The organism is Bartonella sp. AC62GZZY (assembly GCF_042196525.1).
Lineage (GTDB): Bacteria > Pseudomonadota > Alphaproteobacteria > Rhizobiales > Rhizobiaceae > Bartonella.
Window position 1 is genome coordinate 211245 of the sequence record NZ_JBHIQN010000002.1, and the last position, 25965, is coordinate 237209.

Sequence of the window (25965 nt, forward strand, 5' to 3'; positions counted from 1 at the left end):
CATTAAAACGGGTTCATAAGAGCCATTTTTAGTTCTTTCTTATATAAAATTTTATCCACACACTTATGCCGCTTGTAATATGCAAGCAAGTGATTTTAATTGATTCAAGATATACAGATTTGAAATGAGAGAATCTTACGGTACTCAAGGTTCTAATTCAATATAAATAATGTTAAATTATATTTATAAATCAATATCTTACTATATAATGCCAGCATATGAGTTATCAAACAAGATGTGAAAAGGTCATTTTAGCACCCTTGGATTTAATTTAGCAAACAAAAGCCTCATTTTTTAGGCTATGAAAAGTTGTGTTTTGAGAAGCTTTTTAGGTTTATATTCTTTTGATAGAAGCCGGAGCATAATTGGTCTTTGCGTTTTGTATTATTCTTTGCTAAATCGCCTTATATGACAATAGATCGTAATTATATTCGTAATTTTTCCATCGTGGCGCATATTGATCACGGCAAATCCACTTTAGCTGATCGTTTGATTCAAATAACAGGTGGGCTTGAAACACGTGAGATGAAAGAACAAGTGCTCGATTCCATGGATATTGAGCGTGAACGTGGAATTACTATTAAAGCACAAACGGTACGTTTACACTATAAGGCAAAGAATGGTGAAACCTATATTTTAAATCTTATGGATACACCTGGTCATGTGGATTTTGCTTATGAGGTTTCGCGTTCATTGGCAGCTTGTGAAGGTTCTCTGTTAGTGGTGGATGCAAGCCAAGGCGTAGAGGCGCAGACATTAGCAAATGTTTATCAAGCCATTGATAATTCCCATGAGTTAGTTGTTGTTCTCAATAAAGTTGATCTTCCGGCAGCAGAACCTGAGCGTGTTAAAGAACAAATTGAAGATGTGATAGGCATTGATACATCTCAAGCAGTAGAAATATCAGCAAAAACAGGTTTGGGTGTTCCTGATGTTTTGGAGGCAATTGTTGCACAATTACCACCTCCACGTACAGGCGATGTTGCAAATCCCTTGAAAGCAATGTTGGTTGATAGCTGGTATGATGCATATCTTGGTGTCATTGTTTTGGTACGGGTGATAGATGGTATTTTAAAAAAAGGCCAAACCATTCGTATGATGGGTACAGGAGCAAAATATCCAGTTGAGCGCGTTGGGGTTTTTACACCTAAAATGGTACAGGTTGATGAATTAGGACCAGGTGAGATTGGTTTTATCACTGCTTCTATCAAAGAGGTAGCAGACACACGGGTTGGGGATACGATTACTGAAGAGCGTCGTCCTTGTGAAAATGCTTTGCCTGGTTTTAAGCCGGCGCAACCGGTTGTCTTTTGTGGACTTTTTCCAATTGATGCTGCCGATTTTGATGATTTGCGTGCAGCCATGGGCAAATTACGCTTAAATGATGCGAGTTTTTCTTTTGAAATGGAAACATCCGCGGCTTTGGGTTTTGGTTTTCGCTGTGGCTTTTTGGGACTTCTGCATCTTGAAATTATTCAAGAGCGATTAGAGCGTGAGTTTAATTTGGATTTAATTGCGACAGCACCTTCGGTTGTTTATCGCATGAATATGAATGATGGTTCTGTTAAAGAGTTGCACAATCCAGCAGATATGCCTGATGTGGTTAAAATTTCTTCCATAGAAGAACCATGGATTCGAGCGACAATCATGACGCCTGATAATTATCTTGGGTCAATTTTAGAGCTATGCCAAGAGCGGCGCGGGGTACAGGTTGGTTTGTCCTATGTTGGAACCCGTGCTATGGTAACGTATGATTTACCACTGAATGAAGTTGTTTTTGATTTTTATGATCGGCTAAAATCGATTTCAAAGGGTTATGCTTCTTTTGATTATCAGATGGCAGATTATGCAGAAGGGGATTTAGTTAAAATGTCTATTTTGGTAAATGGAGAGTCTATAGATGCATTGTCTATGCTTGTGCACCGCACGATTGCAGAAAAGCGCGGGCGTTCCATGTGTGAAAAACTGAAAGATCTTATTCCTCAGCATATGTTTCAGATTCCAGTTCAAGCGGCTATTGGTGGTAAGGTTATAGCGCGCGAAACAATTCGTGCTTTGCGTAAAGATGTAACAGCGAAATGTTACGGGGGTGATGTTACGCGTAAGCGCAAACTTTTGGAAAAGCAAAAAGAAGGCAAAAAGCGGATGCGCCAATTTGGAAAAGTAGAAATTCCACAATCGGCATTTATCCAAGCGCTCAAAATGAATAAATAATGGAAAAAGGAATATTTTCTCTCATTGGTTGCGCTTTTGCTTTTGTCGATTGGTTCAGGTGCTTAAAGAACACTTTTAAATAGAATCGCACTGTGCTTCATGTTTTTGTGTATTGCGAATGGTGTCACTTTCTCATGTAAAACAGAATGCTTTAAACAAAATACATTTGTTGTGTTGCACGTTTGTGCACTTGTTTCAAAGAAACATCTCTCAATACATCAAACTTCATTTCACAACGGGGGCTGCAACAAAATATAATGTGAAATTCATTGTAAATTACATGAAACCCATTTGGCGCCACATCTTTATGCGTCAGAAAGGTGCAAAGCGCACCCATCATACTCTTTTTCAGCTCAAAATATTATGATAGCTCTTGGCGATAGAGAGAATTCATTAAAGGTATTTCACTCTTTTCTTGAAGTGTTTCTTACCCACAGACCAACAGCATTTGTGACGAGCAAGGAAATGATAGTGATTGATTCACTATGAAAGGATTTGAAATGAGAGAATCCTTGTATTCGAGGTTATTATTCAAGTTAAAAAACGAGAAAATATTATTATGCATTAATCTTGTGTCTAAGAACGTAAAAGATCATTAATGGATGTTTTTTCTCGTGTTTTTTGATCAACGCGTTTTACAATAACAGCACAATAAAGGTTTGGGCCTGCTTCACCATTTGGTAAAGGTTTTCCGGGGAGAGAACCCGGTACAACCACTGAATAGGCTGGTACTTCACCAATAAAAATTTCACCTGTTGTACGATCAATAATCTTTGTTGATTTTCCAATAAAGACTCCCATTCCTAAAACAGCGCCTTCACGAATAATACAGCCTTCAACAATTTCAGAGCGTGCACCGATAAAGCAGTGATCTTCAATGATTGTTGGATTTGCTTGCAGGGGTTCCAAAACACCTCCAATACCAACACCGCCAGAAAGATGAACATGTTTACCAATTTGTGCACAAGAACCAACGGTGGTCCATGTATCAACCATTGTTCCTTCATCGATAAAGGCGCCGAGATTGACAAAGGATGGCATCAATATAACATTGGGTGCAATGTAAGCAGAATGACGTACAATGGCTCCAGGAACGAAACGGAAATCAGCACTTTTAAAATCTGCCTCTTGCCAACCAGAGAATTTTGAAGGAACTTTATCCCACCAATGTGTTCCATTTACACCACCGGCAATAATTTGCATAGGGTTAAGCCGAAAAGAGAGCAAAACAGCTTTTTTCAACCATTGATGAACATGCCATTGTCCGTTTTTTTGCCGTTCTGCGACGCGAATTGCACCTTTATCGAGAAGATTCAATGCGTGTTCGACACTCTCACGAATTTCACCTTTTGTGGTAGTATCAATAGAATCACGATCATCAAATGCTTTTTCGATAATGATTTCAAGTTGTGTGAGATTGATCATGAACATAGTTCCGTTAAACAAGTTGAAAGCTTCAAGATTTATTCTCTATGACTTACGCGAAGAAATGTTTTCAGTCAATAAAACGATGAGGAAGTAGGACAGGTGCATGAAAAAAGGCTGTAAAGAAAAAAGAAAAGCAGAGCAAGAAAACTGGACACCACTTCTCCATACGAAGGATGCTCTACAACAAATACATAAAGTCTCTAATTCAGCACAGGTGCGTTCGTCTACTTATCGTTTAGCCTATATCGATCAAGAGTTTATGATGCGTCCAGAGCTGCGCTCACAACGTATTGGTCTTGAATTTTTAAAGCCGGAAATAACTCTTAAAGAATATAATATTCAATCGACAGTTGTTTTGTTTGGTGGTGCGCGCATTCCTGAACCTAGGCAAGCTGCGTGGGCAGCAAAAAATGAAACACAAAAGAAAAATTTGCGTGCTATGTCACATTATTACGATGAAGCAAGAGAGTTTGCGCGTTTGTGCTCACTCTATTCTGCTACGACAGAATATCGTGAATTTGTGGTTGTTACGGGGGGCGGACCAGGGATCATGGAGGCGGGAAATCGTGGTGCTTGTGATGTTGGGGCTCCAACAATTGGCTTGAATATTATTTTACCGCATGAGCAAGAGCCTAATTCATATGTTTCGCCGCATTTGTGTTTTAATTTTCACTATTTAGGGATGCGAAAAATGCATTTTTTATTACGAGCGAAAGCATTAGCCATTTTTCCTGGAGGATTTGGGACTCTGGATGAACTGTTTGAGACGTTAACTTTAGTACAGACGGGGCGTATGAAACAGGTACCAATTTTATTGTTTGGCAAAGAGTTTTGGAGCAATGCTATCAACTTTGAGTATCTATCTGCACAAGGTACGATCTCTCCCAGTGATGTTAATTTTGTGAAATTTGTCAATACAGCAGCAGAAGCGTTTGAAGAAATTCGTTCTTTTTATATGCTGCCTTAACAGTTTTTGAGGCGTTAACGCTTGAAGGATCATTAATATTCTACTTTGGTTAAATAAAGTCCTGAGGGGGGGGCAACAACACCACAGCGTTTGCGATCTTTAGCGTGAAGAGCTGCTTCAAGATCTTGTGTTGTCCAACGTCCAATACCCACTTCCATGAGGCTTCCTGCGAATGAACGGATTTGATGATGAAGAAAAGAACGAGCTTGTGCATAAAGGAAGATTTCCTCTCCTTCTCTTTGAACATCAAGGCGTTCAAGGGTACGAATAGGGCTTTTGGCTTGGCAATGTGCTGAACGGAAAGTTGTAAAATCATGTTGTCCAACAAGCTTTTGCGCAGCTTCATGCATAGCTTCAGCATTAAGAGGTTTTGGTATCCACCATACGCGTTTGGCATTTAGAGCTGGTGGAGAGCGGCGATTGAGAATTTTAAAAAGATAATGGCGCTTTACAGCGGAAAATCGTGCATCAAAGTCATCAGGGACATTTTGTACGTTTAGGATTGAAATCGCTTCTCCCTGTTTACGTAAAAGAGCATTGAGTGCGTCACGCACAGTATGGGGGGGCCAGTTTTTTTCAAAATCAACATGGGCAACTTGTCCCGTGGCATGCACCCCTGCATCCGTTCGTCCTGCTGTTGTTATGGTCAATTGTTGTCCACTGAAGGAAAAGAGTACTTGTTCAAGAGCTCCTTGTATCGTGTGAAGTTTTGCTTGACGTTGCCAACCAGCATAATTTGAACCATCGTATTCAAGAGTGAGTTTAAAACGTGGCATATTAAAAAACAGCAGAAATATGAGCGCCTCGCAAGAATGTTGCGCTATCAAGAATTTTACCGCCAGATCTTTGGAGAGAGGTTATTTCTATCCGTCCTTGTCCACAATGAATAATCAAAGAATTTGGTTCTATCCTCCCAATTTCAAAAGAAGCTCCTGTTGTTAAGCGACTTTCAATAATTTTTACGCGTTCTTCTCGTCCACCGATATTCATATTGCACCAGCAACTAGGAGAGGGAGAGAGCGCGCGAATATGCCTATGAATAAACTCTGCAGGTTTTGTCCAATCAATGCGGGTTTCTTCTTTCCTAATTTTGGCTGCATAGGTGATGCCTTCCTCTGATTGTGGGGTCAGTTTAAGTTGTCCTTTTTCAAGAGTTGATAGAGCTTCTATCATAAGTTCTGCGGCTATATTTGAAAGTTTATTTGAAAGCTCAGCGCTGGTGGCGCTATCAGTAATAGGGAGAGAACGAGAAAGAGCAATAGGTCCTGTATCAAGTCCTTCATCCATTTTCATGATCATGATACCTGTTTCCTTATCACCGGCCATAATTGCTCGTTGAATAGGTGCAGCACCACGCCAACGTGGTAAGAGTGAAGCGTGGGCATTAAAACAACCAAAACGCGGTGCTTCGAGAATAGCTTTGGGTAACAGGAGTCCATAAGCCACGACAATAGCAGCATCAACAGAAAGTGCTGCAAATTTTTCTTGTTGTTCGGCTGTTTTAAGTGTTTGAGGCGTAAAGATAGGAATAGATTTTTCTTTTGCTACCGTGTGAACAGCTGAGGGGATTAATTTAAGCCCCCGACGTCCTGCTGGACGAGGGGGTTGACTATAAACAGCGACAACATCATGACCAGCATTCAATAAAGCATGTAAAATGGGAACAGAAAAATCTGGTGTTCCCATAAAACTTAACCGTAATGCCATTACAAAACTGCTTCCTGTGTGTTTTTTTCTTTTGCGCGTTTTTTAAATTTTCGTATCACCATATCGCGTTTGATCTTTGAAATGTAATCAATAAAAAGACGCCCATTTAAATGATCAATTTCATGCTGTAAGCAAGTCGCCAAGAGATCATCTGCTTCAATTTCTGTCTGTTTTCCTTCACGGTCCTGATAGCGAACACGCAGACGTTTAGGGCGTTCAACTTCCGCAAAATAGTCAGGAATAGAAAGACAACCTTCTTTATAAATATTGCGCTCATCTGAAAGCCATAAAATCTCAGGGTTGATAATAACAAGTGGTTTTTTCTGCTCATCTTCAGAATTTCCAGAGACATCCATAACCAACATACGTAGTGGTATACCAATTTGAATAGCAGCAAGACCAACACCTTTAGAATGATACATGGTCTCCAACATATCATCTGCGAGCTTTTGGAGAGCTGAATCGACCTGCTCAACGGGTTTGGACTCTTCCCGTAAAATCGGATCAGGTAAAATAACTAAAGATCTTATTGGCATAAGAAGAGATTAATCAAAGGTTTGTTATTGGTCAATATTGAATAACGGATTCTTGCATTTTTTTACCATAAGAGCGTTATATTACCTTTTATGTTTGATTCGTTTTTTTCTATACTCACTGGTGAGTTTTTTTCTAAATTAATCGTTTTACTTTTATTTACACTTGTCTGTTTGGCATTTTTTATGCTGATACATTCTCATCGAAAAAGAACATTTTTGGAACAAGAAACTGCTGAACGTGCGCGTGAGGCACAAATGCAGATGGCTACCTTGCTAAAAACACAAGCTGAAATGCAAGGGCGAATGCAAACGATGGCGGAAATTTTTGGTCAACGGCAAGCTGAATTGAATAAATCGCTCAGTGAGCAACTCAATGGAATGACAACAAGCTTAGGTCAAACACTTCAGGTACAGACTAAATCCACTTATGAAAATTTGAATCGTTTGCAAGAACGTTTAGCAGTGATTGATGCGGCACAAAATAATATTCAATCGCTTACGGGACAAGTTGTTCAGTTGCAATCCATTTTAAGCAATAAGCAGACACGTGGTACCTTTGGTCAGGGGCGGATGGAAGCAATTATTGCTGATGCCTTACCAGCAAATGCCTATGCTTTTCAGGCTGTTCTTTCCAACGGAAAGCGCCCAGATTGTCTTATTCATATGCCCAATAAAGCACCTTCTCTTGTTGTTGATGCTAAATTCCCTCTAGAGGCTTGGAATGCTATGCGTAAAGCCGCATCAACGCAAGAGCGTCAAGAGGCAGAACGCCAATTTCGTACCGATATGGAAGTCCATATCCGTGATATTGCGCAGAAATATTTAATTCCTGGAGAAACCCATGACACTGCTTTCCTTTTTGTGCCATCGGAATCAATTTTTGCAACAATTTATGAGGACTTTGAGGCATTGGTACAAAAAGCCAATAGAGCCCATGTGATTATTGTTTCACCATCTTTGTTGATGCTCTCTGTCCAGGTTGTACAAACCATTATGAAAGATGCGCGGATGCGTGAACAAGCGCATTTAATTCAATCGGAAGTGGCAAAACTGATGGAAGATTTTGGACGAATGGATATGCGTGTTCGCGCCCTACAGAAGCACTTTTACAAAGCAGGTGAAGATATAGAGGGAATTTTAATATCATCTTCCAAAATTATGAAACGGGCAAATCGCATTGAAACTTTCGAATTAAAAGAAAATTACTCTGAGCCAACAAAAATGACAACATCCGCTCAGTCACAAACATTGCGTTTAGTTGATGAGGAATAACGCAAAACAATTTTCTTAAATATCACAAGTTAGATCACGCTCTTTATTGATTGGTAATCATTTTTTAGTATCTCTATCTTGTTTTATTTCTTAAACGAGAGGAATAGAGAATATGCGACACCTTTTGTTTTTAGGGGCATTGGTGTTTCTGCTAGGGGGCTGTGCAACAACCACTCCCACTCACACAAACAATGCTTGCGCTATTTTAGCACAAAAAAATGGTTTTTTTGATAATTGGGGAAAGGCGTCTCAAAAAGCAGAAATGCGCTATGGGATTCCTATGCCTATTATTCTTGCAACCATTAATATGGAATCAAGTTTTCGTCATAATGCACGTCCTCCACGCAAAAAACTACTTGGTTTTATCCCATGGAAACGTCGGTCGACAGCTTATGGTTATGCTCAAGCGCTTGACAGTACATGGGCAATGTATCTTCGCTCTACAGGAAAGTCTTTTGCATGGCGTACGAATTTCGCAGATGCTGCTGATTTTGTTGCTTGGTATCATCGCCAAAGTGTTCAACGCAATGGCGTGAGGTTTGATGATGCATATAGCCTTTATTTAAATTATCATATGGGACATGGTGCTTATGCGCGTAGTGGCGGGCATGTCACTGTTGCACTTTCACAGGCAGCACAGCGCATGGCGAGAATATCGAAGCTCTATGAACAGCAATTAAAGAGATGTGGGTGGCGTTAGGGAGGATTTTGAAAATCTCAATCAGAGAATTGATGTGGTGAAATTATTCGAAAGAAAAAACCCTTATGATATGATAAAATAGTGTCGTTTTTCCGATCGTTCAATGAAATAAATTGTTTCTTTAGAATAAACTCAAGCGACAGAAAGCTTTTGCAATACACAATGTGTTTGAAGATACTCTCGACATTTTTACCTCCTTTGTTTAAAAAATTTACAATGGAAATTATCTTCTATTTAGCGCTGGCATTTCGCATTGGGCTAAGTACCAGAGATTATAAAAATTTTAAAATATAATATCATTTTTATTTTCATTATGCGTATTACTGGCTGATTATTAAATGAATATTTTCTTTACTAAGCGTATAAAATAGCAATTAAAACAAATGCAATTCGGGCATTATAAAAAGGGTAAAATATTCGATATAAAAAAACGAGAAATGCATTAAACGAAAAAACGTTATTTTGTATAAAGAGGGCAATACAGTCTTCAAAAGAACTAAGTGTATTTAGTATTGTATGAAATAAAACATACTCGTCTATCCAGTCCATCTTAATTGAAAGAAGTTATCTTATTGTATTGTAAAAACACTCCCGTTTATAGGATGATAAGGTATATGCAACTTTACACACAATGAATACTCAGGGTAGGGAGTATTCAGAGAAAGATTTGTAGCGCCTATGAAGTAACAAGTCAGCCTCCAATGCTGTGATAGCTTTTGCATTTGAGAATATTTATGAGAAGCATTTTAATTCTTTTTCTTAAATGGTTTAAGCATATTGATTTATAAAGATAATATATCGTTATTTATATTAAAGTAAGAATCTCGAATGGCGTAGGGTTTTATCGTTTCAGATCTCTTGAGGTTGAATCAATAAAACCATTGGCTTGCACATAACAAGCACAATGGGCATGTGGATAAGAACTGTGAAAGAAAAGACTAAAAATGTTTTTTATGAACATACATTCTCAAATATAAGAATTTTTGCAACATTAGGGATTGAAAAGTATAATGATGGTACTGCTTTACTCCTACATCTCAAACATCGTTTGTGATGTGTAAGGAAGGAATCCAATTGATTCAATGCGTTATGGCTTATGGTGAGAGAAGTTTATTTTGTTTAGAGTTATCACTTAATAATATAAATAACTTATAATGATAACAATACGTTATTTAAGATTTAACATGCTTCAGTATTGAGTTGGTGAATGCTACTCAAGGGGATAATTTTTTAAATTGCTAGGACATCTGATAAGACTAAAAATATTCAACAAAAGTCCTGCTTCGCAATAATTGGAAAATATATCTTAGTCTTCTATTCCCAAATCTTTGTTTAGGAACTTCTTACCTTTTAAAAGGATATCGATAATTAACAGATTATGATTTTGTGGTGAAGAAGGATTCAAATTTTGTCCTTTGAAAATATAAGGTGTCAGTTAAATAGCCCCTTTTTTATTTCTATATAAAGCATAAAAAATGATCTCTTTCCATTGTTATGTAAAGTAAAACTTTACAATCCAACAAATGATTAGAAACGCATAATGATAGCATTAAAGCAAGGAACGCGCTACTGGATCAATGGTTACAGAGCACATAAACCTTTTAAATTGATGCACACATCTTTTATTATAATTAATTCCCTTGATAGAACAGTTAGCCCTTTTGGTGGAGCTAAGCGGGATCGAACCGCTGACCTCTTGCATGCCATGCAAGCGCTCTCCCAGCTGAGCTATAGCCCCTATAAAAACAAATTGTCCCAAAAGGACAGTATACAATTCCAGCTTTTCTAGAACGATCAAACTTGAAGATCAAGAAGAATTTACATTTAATGGAAAAGATGTCCTCTTTTACTTCTTTTAAGCATCATCATCATTAGAAACACCGCCTCCGAGAATATCAGTAACGTCATCATCTTCATCGTCACCATCATGAGACAAAAATGTATCATCATCATCATCACCAAGATCTACATCACTATCTTCTAAATCAGGAAGATCGTCATCTTTAGAATCCACATCATCATCTTCAAGAAGCATAAAAGCAGATTTTTCAAGTGCTGTATCAAGCTCTTCAGTATCAACTTCTTCTTCATTATTTGCTTCAGCTGCTGCAACTTCAAAGTAAGAACGCGGATAAGAAATTCCTGTATAGGGCGACACAATAGGATCGCGATTTAGATCGTAAAATTTTTTTCCTGTTTCTGGATCAACACGTTTAGTTCCGAGTTCTTGTTTTGCCATAAGCCGTGCCTCTTTGATTAACTATTATTCCATTAAAAGATAAATTTTATGGTGCTTAATCGAAAAATAATACCTTTGTCAAAGATAAATACACTGTTCCACAGTGATTTTTTCATGACGTCTTTTAAAGCATGTGCTAAAGGATGCACAATTTCATAAAAGTTAGATAGAATTAAATAGAATTTCCATGCAAAAAGCAATCCCTATAACCACCTATAAATCGAGTAGTCTCTCTGGAAAAATTCAAATACCAGGAGATAAATCAATCTCTCATCGCTCTCTTATATTGGGAGGATTAGCAAGTGGTGAGACATATATTCATGGATTACTTGAAAGCGCTGATGTACTCAATACAGCTGCTGCTATGCAAGCTATGGGTGCCTGTATTATTAAAAAAGAAGACTTCTGGATCATACGAGGAACAGGGAATGGTTGCCTTTTAGCTGCACAAAAACCTTTAGACTTTGGAAACGCTGGAACAGGTGCTCGTTTGGTTATGGGAATGGTTGGTCCGTATCATATGAAAACAACCTTTATTGGTGATTCTTCTCTCTCTAAACGTCCAATGGGACGTATCCTTGATCCACTGCGTCTCATGGGGGTTGAAATTGAGGCAACGCGCGACGATCACCTTCCTTTAACGCTTTATGGTCCGAAAATGGCTAATCCGATACGTTACCGTGTTCCAATAGCTTCCTCCCAAATTAAATCAGCAATCCTGCTTGCTGGACTCAACACCGCCGGCACTACAACTGTTATTGAACCAGTTCTGACACGAGATCATACGGAAAAAATGTTAAAAGCATTCGGTGCGCAACTTGAAATAGAAAAAGATAACGAAGGTGCGCGTTTGATTCATCTTAATGGTCAACCCCATCTTACTGGACAAACGATTCATATTCCGGGTGATCCTTCTTCTGCTGCTTTTCCAATTATCGCAGCCCTTCTTGTAGAAGACTCTGATATCACCATTGAAAATGTTTTGATAAATAACTCTCGAATAGGACTTATCGAAACATTGTGGGAAATGGGTGCTCAAATTGAATTTTTGAACCGACGTCAAACAGGTGGAGAGGATGTTGCTGATCTACGGATAAAATCATCGGTCCTTAGAGGCGTTACGGTGCCCAAAGAACGTGCTCCATCGATGATAGATGAATATCCTGCTTTGGCAGTAGCAGCAGCCTTTGCAGAAGGCAAAACAGTTATGCTAGGCATTGAAGAATTGCGTGTAAAAGAATCAGATCGATTGTCTGCTGTTGCTCAAGGATTAAAAATTAATGGCGTAGACTGTGAAGAAGGTCAAGATTTTCTTGTTGTTTATGGAAAAGGTTCTGCCAAAGGTTTGGGGGGTGGGTATGTTGCCACACATCTTGATCATCGAATTGCTATGTGTTTTCTCATTTTTGGGCTTGTGTCAGAAAAACCTGTTACCATTGATGATAAACGAATGATCGCTACGAGCTTTCCAGAATTTATTCCTTTTATAAAAAAACTTGGGGGGAGAATCGCTTGAAGCCTTTTGTTATTGCTATTGATGGACCTGCAGCCTCAGGCAAAGGAACCTTAGCACGTAAAATTGCTGCACATTATCATCTTCATCATCTCGATACTGGTCTCACTTATCGTGGTGTTGCTTATGCGCTTTTACAACAAAATTTATCTCTTCATGATGAAAGTAATGCTATTATTTATGCTAAAGAACTTGATTTTAATACCTTAAATCCTTCTCTTCTTTCTTCTCATGAACTTGGTGAAGCGGCTTCAAAAATAGCAATTAACCCTGCTGTACGCAAAATTCTTGTCGAAAAACAACGCAACTTTGCTAAAGGTTTGCCCGGCTGTGTGCTTGATGGGCGTGATATCGGAACGATTGTTTGTCCTGATGCCGATATCAAGTTTTATATTCTAGCCAATGTTCAAACACGCGCCAAACGCCGCTACCAAGAGATTTTAAAAAAAGGTGTTCAAGCAAATTATCATGAAATCCTAGCTCAACTTGAACAGCGCGACAGTCGCGATATAACGCGCAAACAAAGCCCACTAAAACCAGCAAAAAACGCCCACTTGCTTGATACGTCAGAATTGAGTATAGAAGCAACATTTGAAATTGCATGTAGTTTTATTGATCCAATCATAAAAATGCATATAATTGGATAAATTCGTCAAGGTGACTTCCGGCCTAGCGCTAACTTTTTTTCCTGTATTTAAAAGGAAAAAGGCAAGAAGTTGCTTATGTTAACACTAACCTAGCGCTCATACCTTATAATACAAGGTATATATTAGGAGTTCTTATGTCACAATACAATCCCACAACAGCGGATTTTGAAGCCCTTTTAACAGAATCTTTTCAAACTAATGATCTTAATGAAGGATCTGTTGTTAAAGGTCGTGTTATTGCAATCGAAAAAGACATGGCCATTATTGATGCTGGTCTTAAAGTCGAAGGACGTATTCCTCTCAAAGAATTTGGAGCTAAAGCAAAAGATGGTTCTTTGCAAGTTGGCGATGAAGTTGAGGTTTACATTGAACGCATTGAAAATGCGATGGGTGAAGCTGTTTTATCGCGTGAAAAAGCACGGCGCGAAGAAAGTTGGGTCCGTTTGGAGGAAAAATTCAATGCTGGTGCGCGCGTTGATGGAGTGATCTTTAGCCAAGTAAAAGGTGGTTTTACAGTCGATCTTGATGGTGCCGTTGCTTTCTTACCTCGCAGCCAAGTTGATATTCGTCCCATTCGTGATGTTTCACCTCTCATGCATAATTCACAGTCCTTTGAAATTTTGAAGATGGATCGTCGTCGTGGCAATATTGTGGTCTCACGCCGCACTGTTTTAGAAGAAAGCCGCGCTGAGCAACGTTCAGAAATCGTACAAAATCTTGAAGAAAACCAAATCGTTGAAGGTGTGGTGAAAAATATTACAGATTATGGTGCCTTTGTTGATCTTGGTGGGATTGATGGTCTCTTGCACGTTACAGATATGGCATGGCGGCGTGTTAATCACCCATCTGAAGTGCTCACAATTGGTCAAACGATTAAAGTGCAGATTATTCGCATTAATCAAGATACGCACCGTATTTCTCTTGGAATGAAACAGCTTGAAAGTGATCCTTGGGAAAGTATCAGTGTCCGGTATCCGATTGGTAAAAAAATTACGGGTGCTGTTACCAACATTACTGATTACGGTGGTTTTGTTGAAATTGAACCAGGAATCGAAGGGCTGATCCATGTTTCTGAAATGAGCTGGACAAAGAAAAATGTTCATCCTGGAAAAATTCTGTCTACATCACAAGAAGTAGAAGTGGTTGTTCTTGAGATTGATCCTTCTAAACGGCGTATTTCTCTTGGCTTAAAACAAACATTTGAAAATCCATGGGAAGCTTTTGCCAATAAATTTCCTGTCAATTCTCAAATTGAAGGAGAGGTTAAAAATAAAACAGAATTTGGTCTCTTTATTGGGCTTGAAGGCGATGTTGACGGTATGGTTCATCTGTCTGATCTTGATTGGAACCGTCCTGGTGAACAAGTCATTGATACTTACAATAAAGGCGATATCGTTAAAGCTGTGGTTCTTGATGTTGATATTGAAAAAGAGCGCATTTCTCTTGGAATTAAGCAGCTTTCCAGCGATAAAGTTGGAGAAGCAGCTGCTTCTGGCGAATTGCGAAAAGGTGCAGTTGTAACATGCGAAGTGATTGCTGTTAACGACAATGACATTGGTGTGAAATTGATTGACCACAACCTTGAGACAACTATTCGGCGTGCTGATCTTGCGCGTGATCGTGATGAGCAACGTCCTGAGCGTTTCGCAATTGGGCAAAAGGTTGATGCTCGCATCACAGCATTTGATAAAAAAACACGTAAAATTTCAGTATCAATCAAAGCTTTAGAAATTGCAGAGGAAAAAGAAGCTGTTGCACAATATGGTTCTACAGATTCAGGTGCTTCTCTTGGTGATATTCTGGGTGCAGCTTTGAAAAAACAAGAACAAGATTAATCATCAATCATTAAAGTTGATGTTGTTATTAAGGTCACTCATTTTAAGAGTGACCTTTTTATTTTCTAAAGAAATTGTCTACTTATTTTTTAATTATTGCGTCAAAAATTGCAAATGCTTGCAAATAAAAACAAAAAGTTTGTTTTTTTGTCTATCAACGGTTCACTATTCAGATAAAATGCTTACAATTTAAATAAAAAACGATGTAATTAAATAACAATGGGACATGGCGTGCATAATATCCTTCATAAAATACTTTTTTCTCAAACAGAGAGAAAAGATCATTTTACTAATACGGATTTTCCTCTTCGTGCAATTTATAAAGTACAGGAAGATCTTTATAATTTAGGGCATGATATAGCTTCTGGTAAAGAAGTTTTACTCCCTGAATATGAGGGAGTAGAAGATTTTCGCAAGAGATTGAATGAAAGTGCTAAACTTATTCTTCATGCCTTTCATACCAGTGATTTTGCTGCCCAAAATGATGAGACCATCGCACCGTCTGCTCAATGGCTCATTGATAATTATTACGCCATTGATAAAACCATACAACAGCTACGCCGTAACCTCCCCAAGTCCTTTATAAAGCAACTTCCTCTTTCTAGACAAAAAGCAGGAATGCCACGAATTTTTATTTTAACTTGGCTTTATATCGCGCATACTGATAGTAGTTTTTCACAAGAAACACTGACTGCTATGATTAATGGATTTCAAGAAGTTTGTGCGCTCACAATTGGTGAATTGTGGGCTCTTCCTTCTGTGATGCAGATGCTGCTCATTGAAAATGTCCGTCGTCTTTCAGTCCGTATTGAAAAAGCGCGGCGTATGCGTCATCTTGCTAGTCAAGTGGCTGATAAAATTTCTCTTGTAGAAAATAAACCAAAACTCCATTCTATTTTTACGCAGTATCAACCACTTACTATTGATCCAACCTTTTCAGCGCATTTATTTTATCGTTTGCGCAGTGCATCTATTGATTCAACCGTAGCATTAACTTGGCTTGAAAAACAATTGGAAAGCCAAGGCAGTAGCTTAGAGATTGCAACAGCCGATGAACACACCCGACAAGCAGCAGATGGTGTGACCATGGGTAATATTATCAGTGCTCTTAAAGCTATAGATGATGTTGATTGGACAGCATGGTTTGAAACAGTGAGTTGTGTTGATTCTATTTTGCGTAAAAATAGTGATTTTTCTGAAATTGATGCTCACTCACGCAATATTTATCGACAAGTCATTGAAAAAGTTTCACGCTTTTCACCTCTTAGTGAACTGGAAGTTGCACATAAAGTTGTAGAAATGGCAAATTCCACTTCTAAAGATATGCCTCATCATTCTTGTGTGGGGTGGTACCTTGTTGATGATGGTTGTGGTATATTTGAAAAGGCTTGTGGATATATTCCGCCCTTTCTCATAAAATGGACACGCGCTTCCTGTTGCTCAAAATTGAGAGTCATGGCCGTTCCTGTTTCTTTTCTAACGCTTGCTCTTTTGCTTGTAATTTACGTTTTTTTACAAGTGTCTGGCATGACACAATGGATGTCTTTTTGCTTTACTGTATTGGCGCTTTTTCCTGCTATCGATGCTGCTTTTGCTTTATTTAACACTGTTGTTTCTTGGTTTGTCCCATCAAAACAACTCATTGGTTATGAATATAAAGAAGGTATTCCGGGATATGCGCGGACAATGGTTGTTGTACCTACTTTGATGACATCACGCGATGATATTGATGAACAAGTGCGCAATCTTGAAGTGCACTATCTTTCCAATCCTAAAGGTGCCATTCATTTTGCACTCATTACAGATTGGGTGGATGCTCCATTAAGAGAAACGCAAGATGATCTTGATTTATTACACTATGCGCAAAAGAGTATTGATAAACTCAATAGTCGTTATCATCGTGATGAACTTCCGCTTTTTTTCCTTTTACATCGCCGACGCCTTTATAATACAAGCGAAAAATGTTGGATGGGATGGGAACGAAAGCGAGGAAAACTTCATGAACTCAATCGACTCTTAAGAGGCGATAAAAACACGAGCTTTTATCCTCCCAATCCACGTCTTCCTATGGATTGCCGTTTTGTTATGACTCTGGATTGTGATACACGTCTTACTCCAGAGAGCGTCACACAACTTGTTGGAAAGCTTAACCATCCACTCAATCATCCCATTTTTGATCCACAAAGTGGAAAGGTTGTAAAGGGCTATAGCATTTTACAACCACGCATTATTCCTTCTCTTACAACAGAAAAAAAAACATCAATTCTCCAACGCGTTTTTTCTACCAACCGTGGTATTGATCCTTATGTTTTTGCTGTTTTTGATACGTATCAAGATCTTTTAGGAGAAGGCACCTTTATCGGTAAAGGGCTTTATAATATTGATGCATTTGAACGAGCACTTTACGGCAAAATTAAAGAAAATACTGTTCTCAGTCATGATCTCTTAGAAGGAGGATATGCTCGTACTGCTTTTGTAAGTAGCGTAGAAATTGTTGAAGATTATCCGACAGCTTATAATATTGATGTTATGCGGTATCATCGCTGGATCCGCGGTGATTGGCAACTTTTACCTTATCTTTTTTTTCCTCGTCAAATAAGCTTTGTAACGCGTTGGAAAATGCAGGATAATTTACGTCGTTCTCTCATGCCACTTATGTGGTTAATCGCAGCATTTTCAGGCTGGACTCTTTTGCCATTAAAGAGTGCAATCGTCTGGCAACTATTCTTGTTGTTTAGCTCCTTCATTTCACCCATTCTATGTGTATTAAAAACGTTTGTCTCATCCAATATAGATCATTCTTTGCGTGGACATTTTCAATTAATTTTGAACAAAATTGCTCTTACAAGCGCTGATATATTTCTTAAAACGACGTTTCTTGCGCATTCGGCGTATTTTATGACCGATGCGATTATTCGTACACTCTATCGTATGACGATTTCAAAACAGCATCTTCTTGAATGGAAAACTTCTGCCGCAACAAAATCAATACCCAATAGTTTGCGTTTCTATGTTTTTACAATGGCACCAGCATCGCTTATTGGTATTCTTACTATAGCACTCCCCCTTTTTTCTGATAGTTTTGCAAGCTTGGTTGCTTTGCCTTTTGGGATAGCATGGTTTTTTTCACCCTTCATTGCTTGGATTGTGAGTCAACCTTCAACCTTTCAAGATAGCCTTTATCTTTCTTCAAAAGATGAAAAAAAACTCCGTTCTATTGCACGGCGGACATGGCTTTATTATGGAACTTTTGTCAATGCACAAAACAACTATTTGCCTCCTGATAATTTTCAAGAAGATCCTGAACCTCTTATAGCTCAACGTACATCTCCTACGAATATCGGGGTTTATCTCCTTTCTATTATTGCAGCACGTGATTTTGGTTGGATTGGTGTTGAAGAGACCATCACCCGTATTGAATGTACATTACGCTCTCTTGCAAAAATGGAAAAGTTTCGTGGTCATCTCTATAATTGGTATGAAACGGATACACTCAGACCTCTTTTACCTACTTATGTATCAACCGTTGATTCAGGAAACCTTGCCGGTCATTTGGTAACACTCTCTTCTGCTTTAAGTGAATGGGCTGAAAAACCTCATATTTTTTTTCAAAGTGACCGAGAAGGCTTATTGGATGTTTGTACTATTCTTGATGAGACTGTCAAAGAAATTCCAGATCATCAATTCAGTTTACGCCCTTTACGCCAAAGAATCGAAGAAAAAATCACTCGTTTTCATGACTCTGTCTTCACTTTTATAGAACAAGAAAATACGATCCCTTCTCACATCATGAACCTTTCACAGGTAGCCCACGATATTGTGCACTTAGTCGGTGAATTTGATCAAAAAATTCAAACGATAGAATCTGCTCGTGCGCTCTCTTGGGCTAAATGCCTTCTCGACACCTGCAACGCTCATCATCATGATGCTACTGATAATTGTGATACTGAAAAATTATGTAAAAAACTAAACCAGTTGGCTATAGCAGCACGGCAAATAGCCTTTGAGATGGAATTTGACTTTTTAGAACAGCCTAAACGGCACCTTTTATCCATTGGATATCGTGTGCAAGAAAACAAACTCGATGAAAATTGTTATGATCTGCTTGCTTCAGAAGCACGTCTTGCAAGCTTTTTTGCTATCGCAAAGGGAGATATAAAACTTAAACATTGGTTTCATCTTGGTCGACTCCTTGTACCGATAGGTTGGAAAGGTGCACTCCTATCATGGTCTGGTTCCATGTTTGAATACCTTATGCCCTCTCTTGTGATGCATGAACCGTTAGGATCTCTACTAGATCAAACAAATCGATTAATTATTCGATGTCAAATACAATATGCCCATAAACGAGAATTGCCATGGGGTATTTCAGAGGCCGCATTTAATGCTCGCGATCATTTAATGAACTATCAATATGCTCATTTTGGTGTTCCAAGTCTCGGCCTCCAACGTGGACTCTCACGCAATGCTGTCATTGCTCCCTATGCCAGTCTTCTAGCGGCACAATATGCACCTTCTTGCGCTGTCGCTAATTTAAAACGACTCCGTGATCTTGGAGCTTTAGGGACATATGGTTATTATGACTCTATTGATTTTACTCCTTCACGCGTGAAGATAGGGGAAAAATACGCCATTGTACGCAATTATTATGCGCACCATCATGGCATGTCTATCCTTGCTCTTAACAATGTTATTTTTCAAGGGCGAATGCGTGATCGTTTTCACAGAGATCCCGTTATTGAAGCAACACAATTGCTCTTACAGGAAAGAGCGCCTCATCTCATTCCTATTATTCATACCAAAGCTGTTAATCGTATGCGCAATAAGTCTCAAGCATTTGACGCTGCCCTTTTGCGTATTATTAAAAATCCGTTGCTCAAACCACGAGCAACTTTGCTTTTGTCTAATGGCTCTTATTCTACCATGTTAACAGCTAATGGTTCTGGTTACAGCCGTTGGCACGATTATGCGATTACGCGCTTTATTCCTGATGCAACAGAAGATCAACAAGGTACTTTATTATTTCTACGTGATACGCATAGTGGACGCTGGTGGTCTGTTACTGGTGAACCAACACGCGTTATTGAAGAAGAAGCTGTCAGCATTTTTACAGATGAAAAGGCTGAATATACAAAAATAGTTGATGGTATTAAATCAACACTTGAATGTCTTATTACATCTGAAGGATGTGGCGAAGGGAGACGTCTTCAACTGATGAATACGACACATAAAGATTGTCTTATTGAAGTTACTTCTTATGGTGAACTGGCACTCGCAACAATGGACGTAGATAGTGCTCATCCTGTTTTTTCTCGTATGTTTATAGAGACAGAAACTGCTGAGGAAGGCAAAACAATTTTTGCCAAAAGGCGTAAACGCTCACCTAGCGACCCTGATATTCATATTGCTCATTTTGTTTCTAGTACAACAGATACTCTCCAAGAGACAGAAGCTGAAACAGATCGCTCTCTGTTTATTGGTCGGGGGCGATCTATTCATCGTCCCGCTGCATTTGACCAAAATACTCGTTTTAGTAACAGTCAAGGTTGTGTTCTAGATCCTATTATGTCATTGCGCTGCTGTGTACAAATTCCAGCCCATGGCAAAGCAGAACTTATTTTTTGGACTTTCGCTGCTCATACAAAAGAAGCGCTAAATAATCATATTAAACATTATCGACAACCTGATATGTTTCAAAAAGAACTTTCAATGGCATGGACGCGCTCACAAGTTGCACTGTATCAGAGTGGAACTCAGCTTAAAGAAGCTATTGTTTATCAAAAATATGCAACACCGCTTATCTATCCAGACCGCACATGGCGTCTTCCTTCTGAAATATTAGCAAAAATGCTTGGAAAACAGTCTGATCTTTGGCCCATGTCCATTTCAGGAGACAATCCACTCTGTCTTCTTAGATTAAATAACGAGGGAAATATAACTGTACTGCGTGAGCTTCTTAAAGCACACGAATATTGGCGTATGCGCGGTCTTATTGTTGATTTGGTCATTCTCAATGAACAAGCATTTTCCTATATACAAAATACACAACGTGCTCTTGAATGGGTCTGTGAATCTTATCGTCGCCACACGCAAGAAGCAGATGGATGCCAACATATTTTCATGCTTCGACGCGATCAAATGAGTGAACAGAGTTTTAAAACGCTTCTTGCATCAGCGCGTATCGTTCTTGATGCCCAAAATGGCTCTTTATCTGAACAACTTAAACGGCTTGATGAGAATGATTTTAATCTCACAATTCATAAAAATTATCAAGAATCTTATGATCAATTAGACTTGCCAAGATATAACGAAGGACAGCAATTTACAACACAAACTGAACAAAATCTTTTTTCTTCCATTGGTCTTATTAGCCAACAAGAACCATCCTCTTTTCTCCCAAATGGAGAAGATCTAAGATATTGGAATGGTTACGGTGGTTTTAATCAGCATAATCATTATGTAATACGTCTTCATGGACGTACCAATACACCGCATCCGTGGATTAATGTCATTGCTAATCACAGGTTTGGTTTTCATGTCTCTGCTGAAGGTGCAATTTTTACTTGGGCTAACAATAGCCGCGATTATCAACTAACTCCTTGGGCGAATGATCCAACGTCTAACCGACCAGGAGAAGCACTTTATTTGGTTGATCGCCAGTCTTTAAAACGTTTCTCACCCGTTTCTACTGTTGAATGTGACGAAAATATTGTCTATGAGGCGTGTCATGGGTTTGGATTCTCAACTTTTAAATCAACACATTCAGAAATCGCATTAGAACTGACCCATACACTTGATCCTGAAAAACCTATTCGCTTTTCACGTCTTATCCTTACGAATGAAGGGAAAAAACCACGCAGTTTACGCCTTTATAATTATGTTGAATGGGTTTTGGGAAATGTCCGTACAAAATATGCTCCCTTTATTGTTTCCTCTTATGAGGCTAGATGGGGGGCGCATTTTATTCAAAATCCCTATCACATCGAGAAATCTCAACAAGTTACATTTTTATCAGCCTCCGAAATGCCAACCAGTACGACCACCAATCGCGCTGAATTTATCGGTGCAACGGGAACCGTAACACATCCAAATGCGATCCATAAAGCTGGTGCTCTTTCGAATACCATTGCAGCAGGATGTGATCCTTGTTCAGCATTTGCCTATGATATTGATCTTTTGCCAGGGCAAACAAAAGAAATCATCTTCTATCTTGGCAGTGCTGAAAATAGGCAAGAAGCTGAAAAACTACTTGATCAAGCACGTGCAAGCGATTTTGAAATTCTGCTCACAAAACAAAAACAACAATGGAGTGATTTTGTTTCTCCTTTCCAAGTCAAAACACCTGACTCTTCTTTTAATCTTATGGTCAACCACTGGCTTCCCTATCAAATTTATGCATGCCGCATCATGGCACGCGCAGGCTTTTACCAAGCGAGTGGTGCATTTGGCTTTCGTGATCAGCTACAAGATAGCTTGTCTTTGTTATTGCTGGAACCACAATTGGCTCATGACCAATTGTTAAATGCTGCAGCGCACCAATTTCTTGAAGGGGATGTGCAACATTGGTGGTTGCCTGATACAAATGCTGGTGTTCGTACGCGGATTTCTGATGATATCGTTTGGCTTGCATATGCAACAGCTTTTTATGTCAATACCACTGGCGATGATGCCTTTCTTGATACGCTCATTCCTTTTATTGAAGGTGATGTTCTCAAAAGTGGGCAACAGGATGCTTATTTTCAACCCACCCAATCCTCAAAGGTTGCAACAGTTTATGAACATTGTGCTTTAGCTTTAGACCTTGCCATTAAACGCTGCGGACCACATGGTCTCCCTCTTATGTTAGGTGGGGATTGGAATGATGGCATGAATTTGGTGGGTGTGGAAGGAAAAGGCGAAAGCATTTGGTTAGGATGGTTTCTTGGGTACACATTACAAGCATTTATCTCTTTAGCAAAGAAACGTGGTGACAACAGCCATATGCAAATATGGAGTACGTATCTTGAACGTTTAACAAAATCCCTAGAGAAAAACGGTTGGGATGGTGCTTGGTATCGACGTGGTTATTTTGATGATGGAACACCTCTTGGCTCTAAAATCAATGATGAATGTCAAATTGATACCATTGCTCAATCTTGGGCTGTCATTTCTCAAATGGCATCGCCTGAACGTCAAAAACAAGCGATGAAATCAATGTTGGAGCATCTCTATGATAAAAAAGGCGGATTCATTCGCCTTTTTTGGCCGCCTTTTGATAAAAGTACACTCGAGCCTGGTTATATAAAAGGTTATCCTCCAGGAATTCGAGAAAATGGTGGTCAATACACGCATGGTGCCATTTGGAGTATTTTAGCATTGGCTGAAATGGGACAAAACGATGAAGCTTATGCTTTATTTTCCGCGATTAACCCTATTAATCATGGACAAGATCCTGAAACTTATCGTGTTGAACCTTATGTGATGGCGGCAGATATTTATGCTGTTGAACCACGATGTGGTCAAGGCGGTTGGACTTGGTATACAGGTTCAGCTGGTTGGTTTTATCGTGCCGCAACACAAGCGATTCTTGGAATACAGCGTCAGGGAGACCTATTGTTTTTGCAGCCACATTTACCCTCTATTTGGCCAAAATATGAAGCAACAATGAAGTTTTATGATGCCGTTTATAGCATTAAAGTAAAATGGGGACCTAAAAATATGCTCTATGTTAATAGCAAAGAATATACCGAATTTCATACAGGGATAAAGTTACAAAAAACAGGTCAGCATGAAATTATACGTATTGTCAAATCTTAAAGATGAAAGATGAAAAAAGAGAGCAGACTTTTTATTCTTGTTCAAAACTGTAGAGTTGTTATATTGCACCGCCTATATTAGCCGTGTTGGTGCATAATGTTTTAGATTTTATGAAAATGAAAGAAAAAGGTTATGAATCATCCGGATATTGCTAGACGTGTTTACAATCACACTTGGAAACTTGATCCCATTATTCGGTCACTTCTTGATACGGATTTTTATAAGCTTCTAATGGTGCAGATGATTTGGGGGTTATATCCTAATGTTAATGTTACTTTTTCCCTCATAAATCGCTCTAAAACAATACGTCTTGCCGATGATATTGATGAGAGTGAATTGCGTGCCCAACTTGATCATGCTCTTAGTTTGCGCTTTACAAAAAAAGAAATGATTTGGCTTTCTGGTAATACATTTTATGGACGCAAACAAATTTTTGAACCGGATTTTCTTCAGTGGCTTGAGAATTTTCAACTTCCAGAATATGAACTCACCCGCAAAGATGGCCAATATATCCTTCATTTTCATGGACCCTGGGCCCATAGTTCCATGTGGGAAATTCCTGCCCTTGCTATTATTAGTGAATTACGTTCACGTGCTGCTCTCAAAAAACTAGATCGTTTTGCTCTTGATGTACTTTATGCGCGTGCTAAAGCAAAAATGTGGAGTAAAGTTGAACGTCTCAAAAAATTGCCTGATATTAAAATATCTGACTTTGGGACAAGGCGCCGCCATTCTTTTTTATGGCAGCGCTGGTGTGTGGAAGCATTAAAAGAAGGCATTGGTAATTCTTTTACTGGAACGTCTAATGTCCTTCTCGCCATGGATACAGATTTAGAAGCTCTTGGAACCAATGCTCACGAATTGCCCATGGTTATTGCTGCTCTTAGCAACAACGATGATGAATTACGCAGAGCTCCGTATCAAGTTTTGCAAGATTGGAACCGTTATTATGGTGGAAATCTTCTCATTGTTTTACCAGATACCTTTGGTACAGAAGCATTTTTACGCGATGCTCCAGATTGGGTAGCAGATTGGACGGGGTTTAGACCTGATAGTGCACCCCCTATTGAAGGTGGCGAACGTATTATTCAATGGTGGAAAGAAAAAGGAAAAGATCCACGCGAAAAACTTTTAATTTTTTCTGATGCTCTTGATGTCAATACAATCGAAAAAACCTATCATCACTTTCATGGAAGAGTGCGCATGAGTTTTGGATGGGGAACTGATCTTACCAACGACTTTGCGGGTTGTGCACCTCAAGAAATTGCAACACTTGATGCTCTTTCCCTTGTTTGTAAGGTGACCTATGCCAATGGTCGACCAGCCGTAAAACTTTCAGATAATCCTAAAAAAACGATCGGTGATTCAAAAGAAGTACAACGTTATCTCAATTTTTTTGGTAATAAAAAGCGAATTGCTGGACCTATAAAGACATAGTTTCCGGTTCTTTAAAACAAGTATATTGACTCATCATATTGTTTATAAGATTGATTTTTGTCCTCCCCTAAGGATGAGGATTCTTAACCTTTGCTGGTCTGTAAACAGTTCGGCTGTTTTTGAGCAGATTCTACTTGGCCTACCACGCATACGCTTCACTTACATAAGGCGCGATAGATAAGACTTAAAAGTATTTACGACGCATTAAAAAAATACTTAACGTGCCAAGGAAGTTTAGCCAAGGAGATTTTCTCATTTTAACCCTGTTAAATCAAGCACACTCATCTCCTTGCATGTATGAAGGTTTTCAAGTTCTAAGGGTTATTGTTGTAGTTTGACAGTAGGTTTTATACTAAGTGGGAAGAGGTTGGATTAAGTAGGAATACGTGGTAATTTGTTGTTTTTATGTACAATTTTAGACATTAAATGCGCGTTTTATCAAAATAGATTTTGACACCTAAAATTGCAAAAATGACCGAAAATCAGAAAAAAGTGCGTTTCCATAAGTAAAAATAAGAAAAGACTTTCAAAACCCTTTGAGAACACCTTTAAACTCTTTGAAAAAAATAAATTGGTACAAAATCTAGTGCCAAAATATACAAAACCAGATGACAAGCTATAATTGTAGCATTAGGAATTACTAAGGCAACATTGGAGGATGACAAATAGCATGG

At 38.8% G+C, this 25965-nt stretch carries 13 protein-coding genes, 1 tRNA gene and 1 pseudogene; 9 read left to right on the top strand and 6 right to left on the bottom strand.

What is annotated here, in order from left to right:
- Positions 1-408: 408 nt before the first annotated feature.
- Positions 409-2214, top strand: coding sequence for a translation elongation factor 4 (gene lepA / locus ACFIML_RS02395; RefSeq protein ID WP_375687323.1), 1806 nt, complete (start codon positions 409-411; stop codon positions 2212-2214).
- A gap of 576 nt (positions 2215-2790) precedes the next feature.
- On the opposite strand, the gene dapD is transcribed toward lepA, so the two are convergent.
- Entirely contained in the window at positions 2791-3639 is an 849-nt protein-coding gene (dapD, locus tag ACFIML_RS02400) for a 2,3,4,5-tetrahydropyridine-2,6-dicarboxylate N-succinyltransferase (protein ID WP_375687289.1), read from the bottom strand.
- Between the two features lie 106 nt (positions 3640-3745).
- On the opposite strand from dapD, the gene ACFIML_RS02405 reads away from it, so the two are divergent.
- Positions 3746-4609: an LOG family protein gene (locus ACFIML_RS02405; RefSeq protein WP_375606152.1), complete on the top strand. Its 864-nt coding sequence runs from the start codon at positions 3746-3748 to the stop codon at positions 4607-4609.
- A 32-nt stretch (positions 4610-4641) separates the two neighbouring features.
- Here the strand turns inward: ACFIML_RS02405 and truA are convergent, their stop codons facing one another.
- The 3 genes from truA to def are packed head-to-tail and all read right to left on the bottom strand — an operon-like array spanning position 4642 to position 6852.
- Positions 4642-5385 carry a tRNA pseudouridine(38-40) synthase TruA gene (gene truA / locus ACFIML_RS02410; RefSeq protein ID WP_375687291.1) on the bottom strand — a complete coding sequence of 248 codons (744 nt, stop codon included), beginning with the start codon at positions 5383-5385 and terminating at the stop codon, positions 4642-4644.
- Between the two features lies 1 nt (position 5386).
- On the bottom strand, positions 5387-6316 hold the full coding sequence (fmt, locus tag ACFIML_RS02415; protein WP_375606154.1) for a methionyl-tRNA formyltransferase: 930 nt from the start codon (positions 6314-6316) through the stop codon (positions 5387-5389).
- Positions 6316-6852 (bottom strand): peptide deformylase, encoded by a 537-nt coding sequence (gene def / locus ACFIML_RS02420; RefSeq protein WP_375606155.1) that lies wholly within the window; start codon positions 6850-6852, stop codon positions 6316-6318. Before def ends, fmt begins: the two co-directional genes overlap by 1 nt.
- A gap of 90 nt (positions 6853-6942) precedes the next feature.
- Between def and ACFIML_RS02425 the strand changes: the two genes are divergently transcribed.
- A complete protein-coding gene (locus tag ACFIML_RS02425; protein ID WP_375607945.1) occupies positions 6943-8124 on the top strand; it encodes a DNA recombination protein RmuC in 1182 nt (393 codons plus the stop codon).
- Positions 8125-8236: 112 nt separating this feature from the next.
- Positions 8237-8824 carry a hypothetical protein gene (locus ACFIML_RS02430; protein ID WP_375606157.1) on the top strand — a complete coding sequence of 196 codons (588 nt, stop codon included), beginning with the start codon at positions 8237-8239 and terminating at the stop codon, positions 8822-8824.
- A gap of 1662 nt (positions 8825-10486) precedes the next feature.
- Here the strand turns inward: ACFIML_RS02430 and ACFIML_RS02435 are convergent.
- Positions 10487-10562, bottom strand: a tRNA-Ala gene (locus tag ACFIML_RS02435).
- Positions 10563-10679: 117 nt separating this feature from the next.
- Positions 10680-11063: a TIGR02300 family protein gene (locus tag ACFIML_RS02440; protein WP_375606158.1), complete on the bottom strand. Its 384-nt coding sequence runs from the start codon at positions 11061-11063 to the stop codon at positions 10680-10682.
- 187 nt (positions 11064-11250) lie between these two features.
- Between ACFIML_RS02440 and aroA the strand changes: the two genes are divergently transcribed.
- The 5 genes and pseudogenes from aroA to pncB all read left to right on the top strand — a co-directional run bounded on the left by aroA (position 11251) and on the right by pncB (position 25291).
- Positions 11251-12579: a 3-phosphoshikimate 1-carboxyvinyltransferase gene (gene aroA / locus ACFIML_RS02445; RefSeq protein WP_375606159.1), complete on the top strand. Its 1329-nt coding sequence runs from the start codon at positions 11251-11253 to the stop codon at positions 12577-12579.
- The gene (gene cmk, locus ACFIML_RS02450; RefSeq protein WP_375687293.1) at positions 12576-13223 is read left to right on the top strand and encodes a (d)CMP kinase; all 648 of its coding nucleotides are present in this window, start codon (positions 12576-12578) and stop codon (positions 13221-13223) included. Before aroA ends, cmk begins: the two co-directional genes overlap by 4 nt.
- Positions 13224-13357: 134 nt before the next feature.
- Positions 13358-15058 (top strand): 30S ribosomal protein S1, encoded by a 1701-nt coding sequence (gene rpsA, locus ACFIML_RS02455; protein ID WP_026500132.1) that lies wholly within the window; start codon positions 13358-13360, stop codon positions 15056-15058.
- A 226-nt stretch (positions 15059-15284) separates the two neighbouring features.
- Positions 15285-23854 (top strand): annotated as a pseudogene (locus ACFIML_RS02460) (GH36-type glycosyl hydrolase domain-containing protein).
- Positions 23855-23986: 132 nt separating this feature from the next.
- A complete protein-coding gene (gene pncB, locus ACFIML_RS02465) occupies positions 23987-25291 on the top strand; it encodes a nicotinate phosphoribosyltransferase (protein WP_375614910.1) in 1305 nt (434 codons plus the stop codon).
- The last annotated feature ends 674 nt before the right edge of the window (positions 25292-25965 follow it).

Coding starts and splice junctions, on each gene's coding strand:
- lepA (WP_375687323.1), top strand. CDS start 409: ATGACAATAGATCGTAATTATATTCGTAATTTTTCCATCGTGGCGCAT.
- dapD (WP_375687289.1), bottom strand. CDS start 3,639: ATGATCAATCTCACACAACTTGAAATCATTATCGAAAAAGCATTTGAT.
- ACFIML_RS02405 (WP_375606152.1), top strand. CDS start 3,746: ATGAAAAAAGGCTGTAAAGAAAAAAGAAAAGCAGAGCAAGAAAACTGG.
- truA (WP_375687291.1), bottom strand. CDS start 5,385: ATGCCACGTTTTAAACTCACTCTTGAATACGATGGTTCAAATTATGCT.
- fmt (WP_375606154.1), bottom strand. CDS start 6,316: ATGGCATTACGGTTAAGTTTTATGGGAACACCAGATTTTTCTGTTCCC.
- def (WP_375606155.1), bottom strand. CDS start 6,852: ATGCCAATAAGATCTTTAGTTATTTTACCTGATCCGATTTTACGGGAA.
- ACFIML_RS02425 (WP_375607945.1), top strand. CDS start 6,943: ATGTTTGATTCGTTTTTTTCTATACTCACTGGTGAGTTTTTTTCTAAA.
- ACFIML_RS02430 (WP_375606157.1), top strand. CDS start 8,237: ATGCGACACCTTTTGTTTTTAGGGGCATTGGTGTTTCTGCTAGGGGGC.
- ACFIML_RS02440 (WP_375606158.1), bottom strand. CDS start 11,063: ATGGCAAAACAAGAACTCGGAACTAAACGTGTTGATCCAGAAACAGGA.
- aroA (WP_375606159.1), top strand. CDS start 11,251: ATGCAAAAAGCAATCCCTATAACCACCTATAAATCGAGTAGTCTCTCT.
- rpsA (WP_026500132.1), top strand. CDS start 13,358: ATGTCACAATACAATCCCACAACAGCGGATTTTGAAGCCCTTTTAACA.
- pncB (WP_375614910.1), top strand. CDS start 23,987: ATGAATCATCCGGATATTGCTAGACGTGTTTACAATCACACTTGGAAA.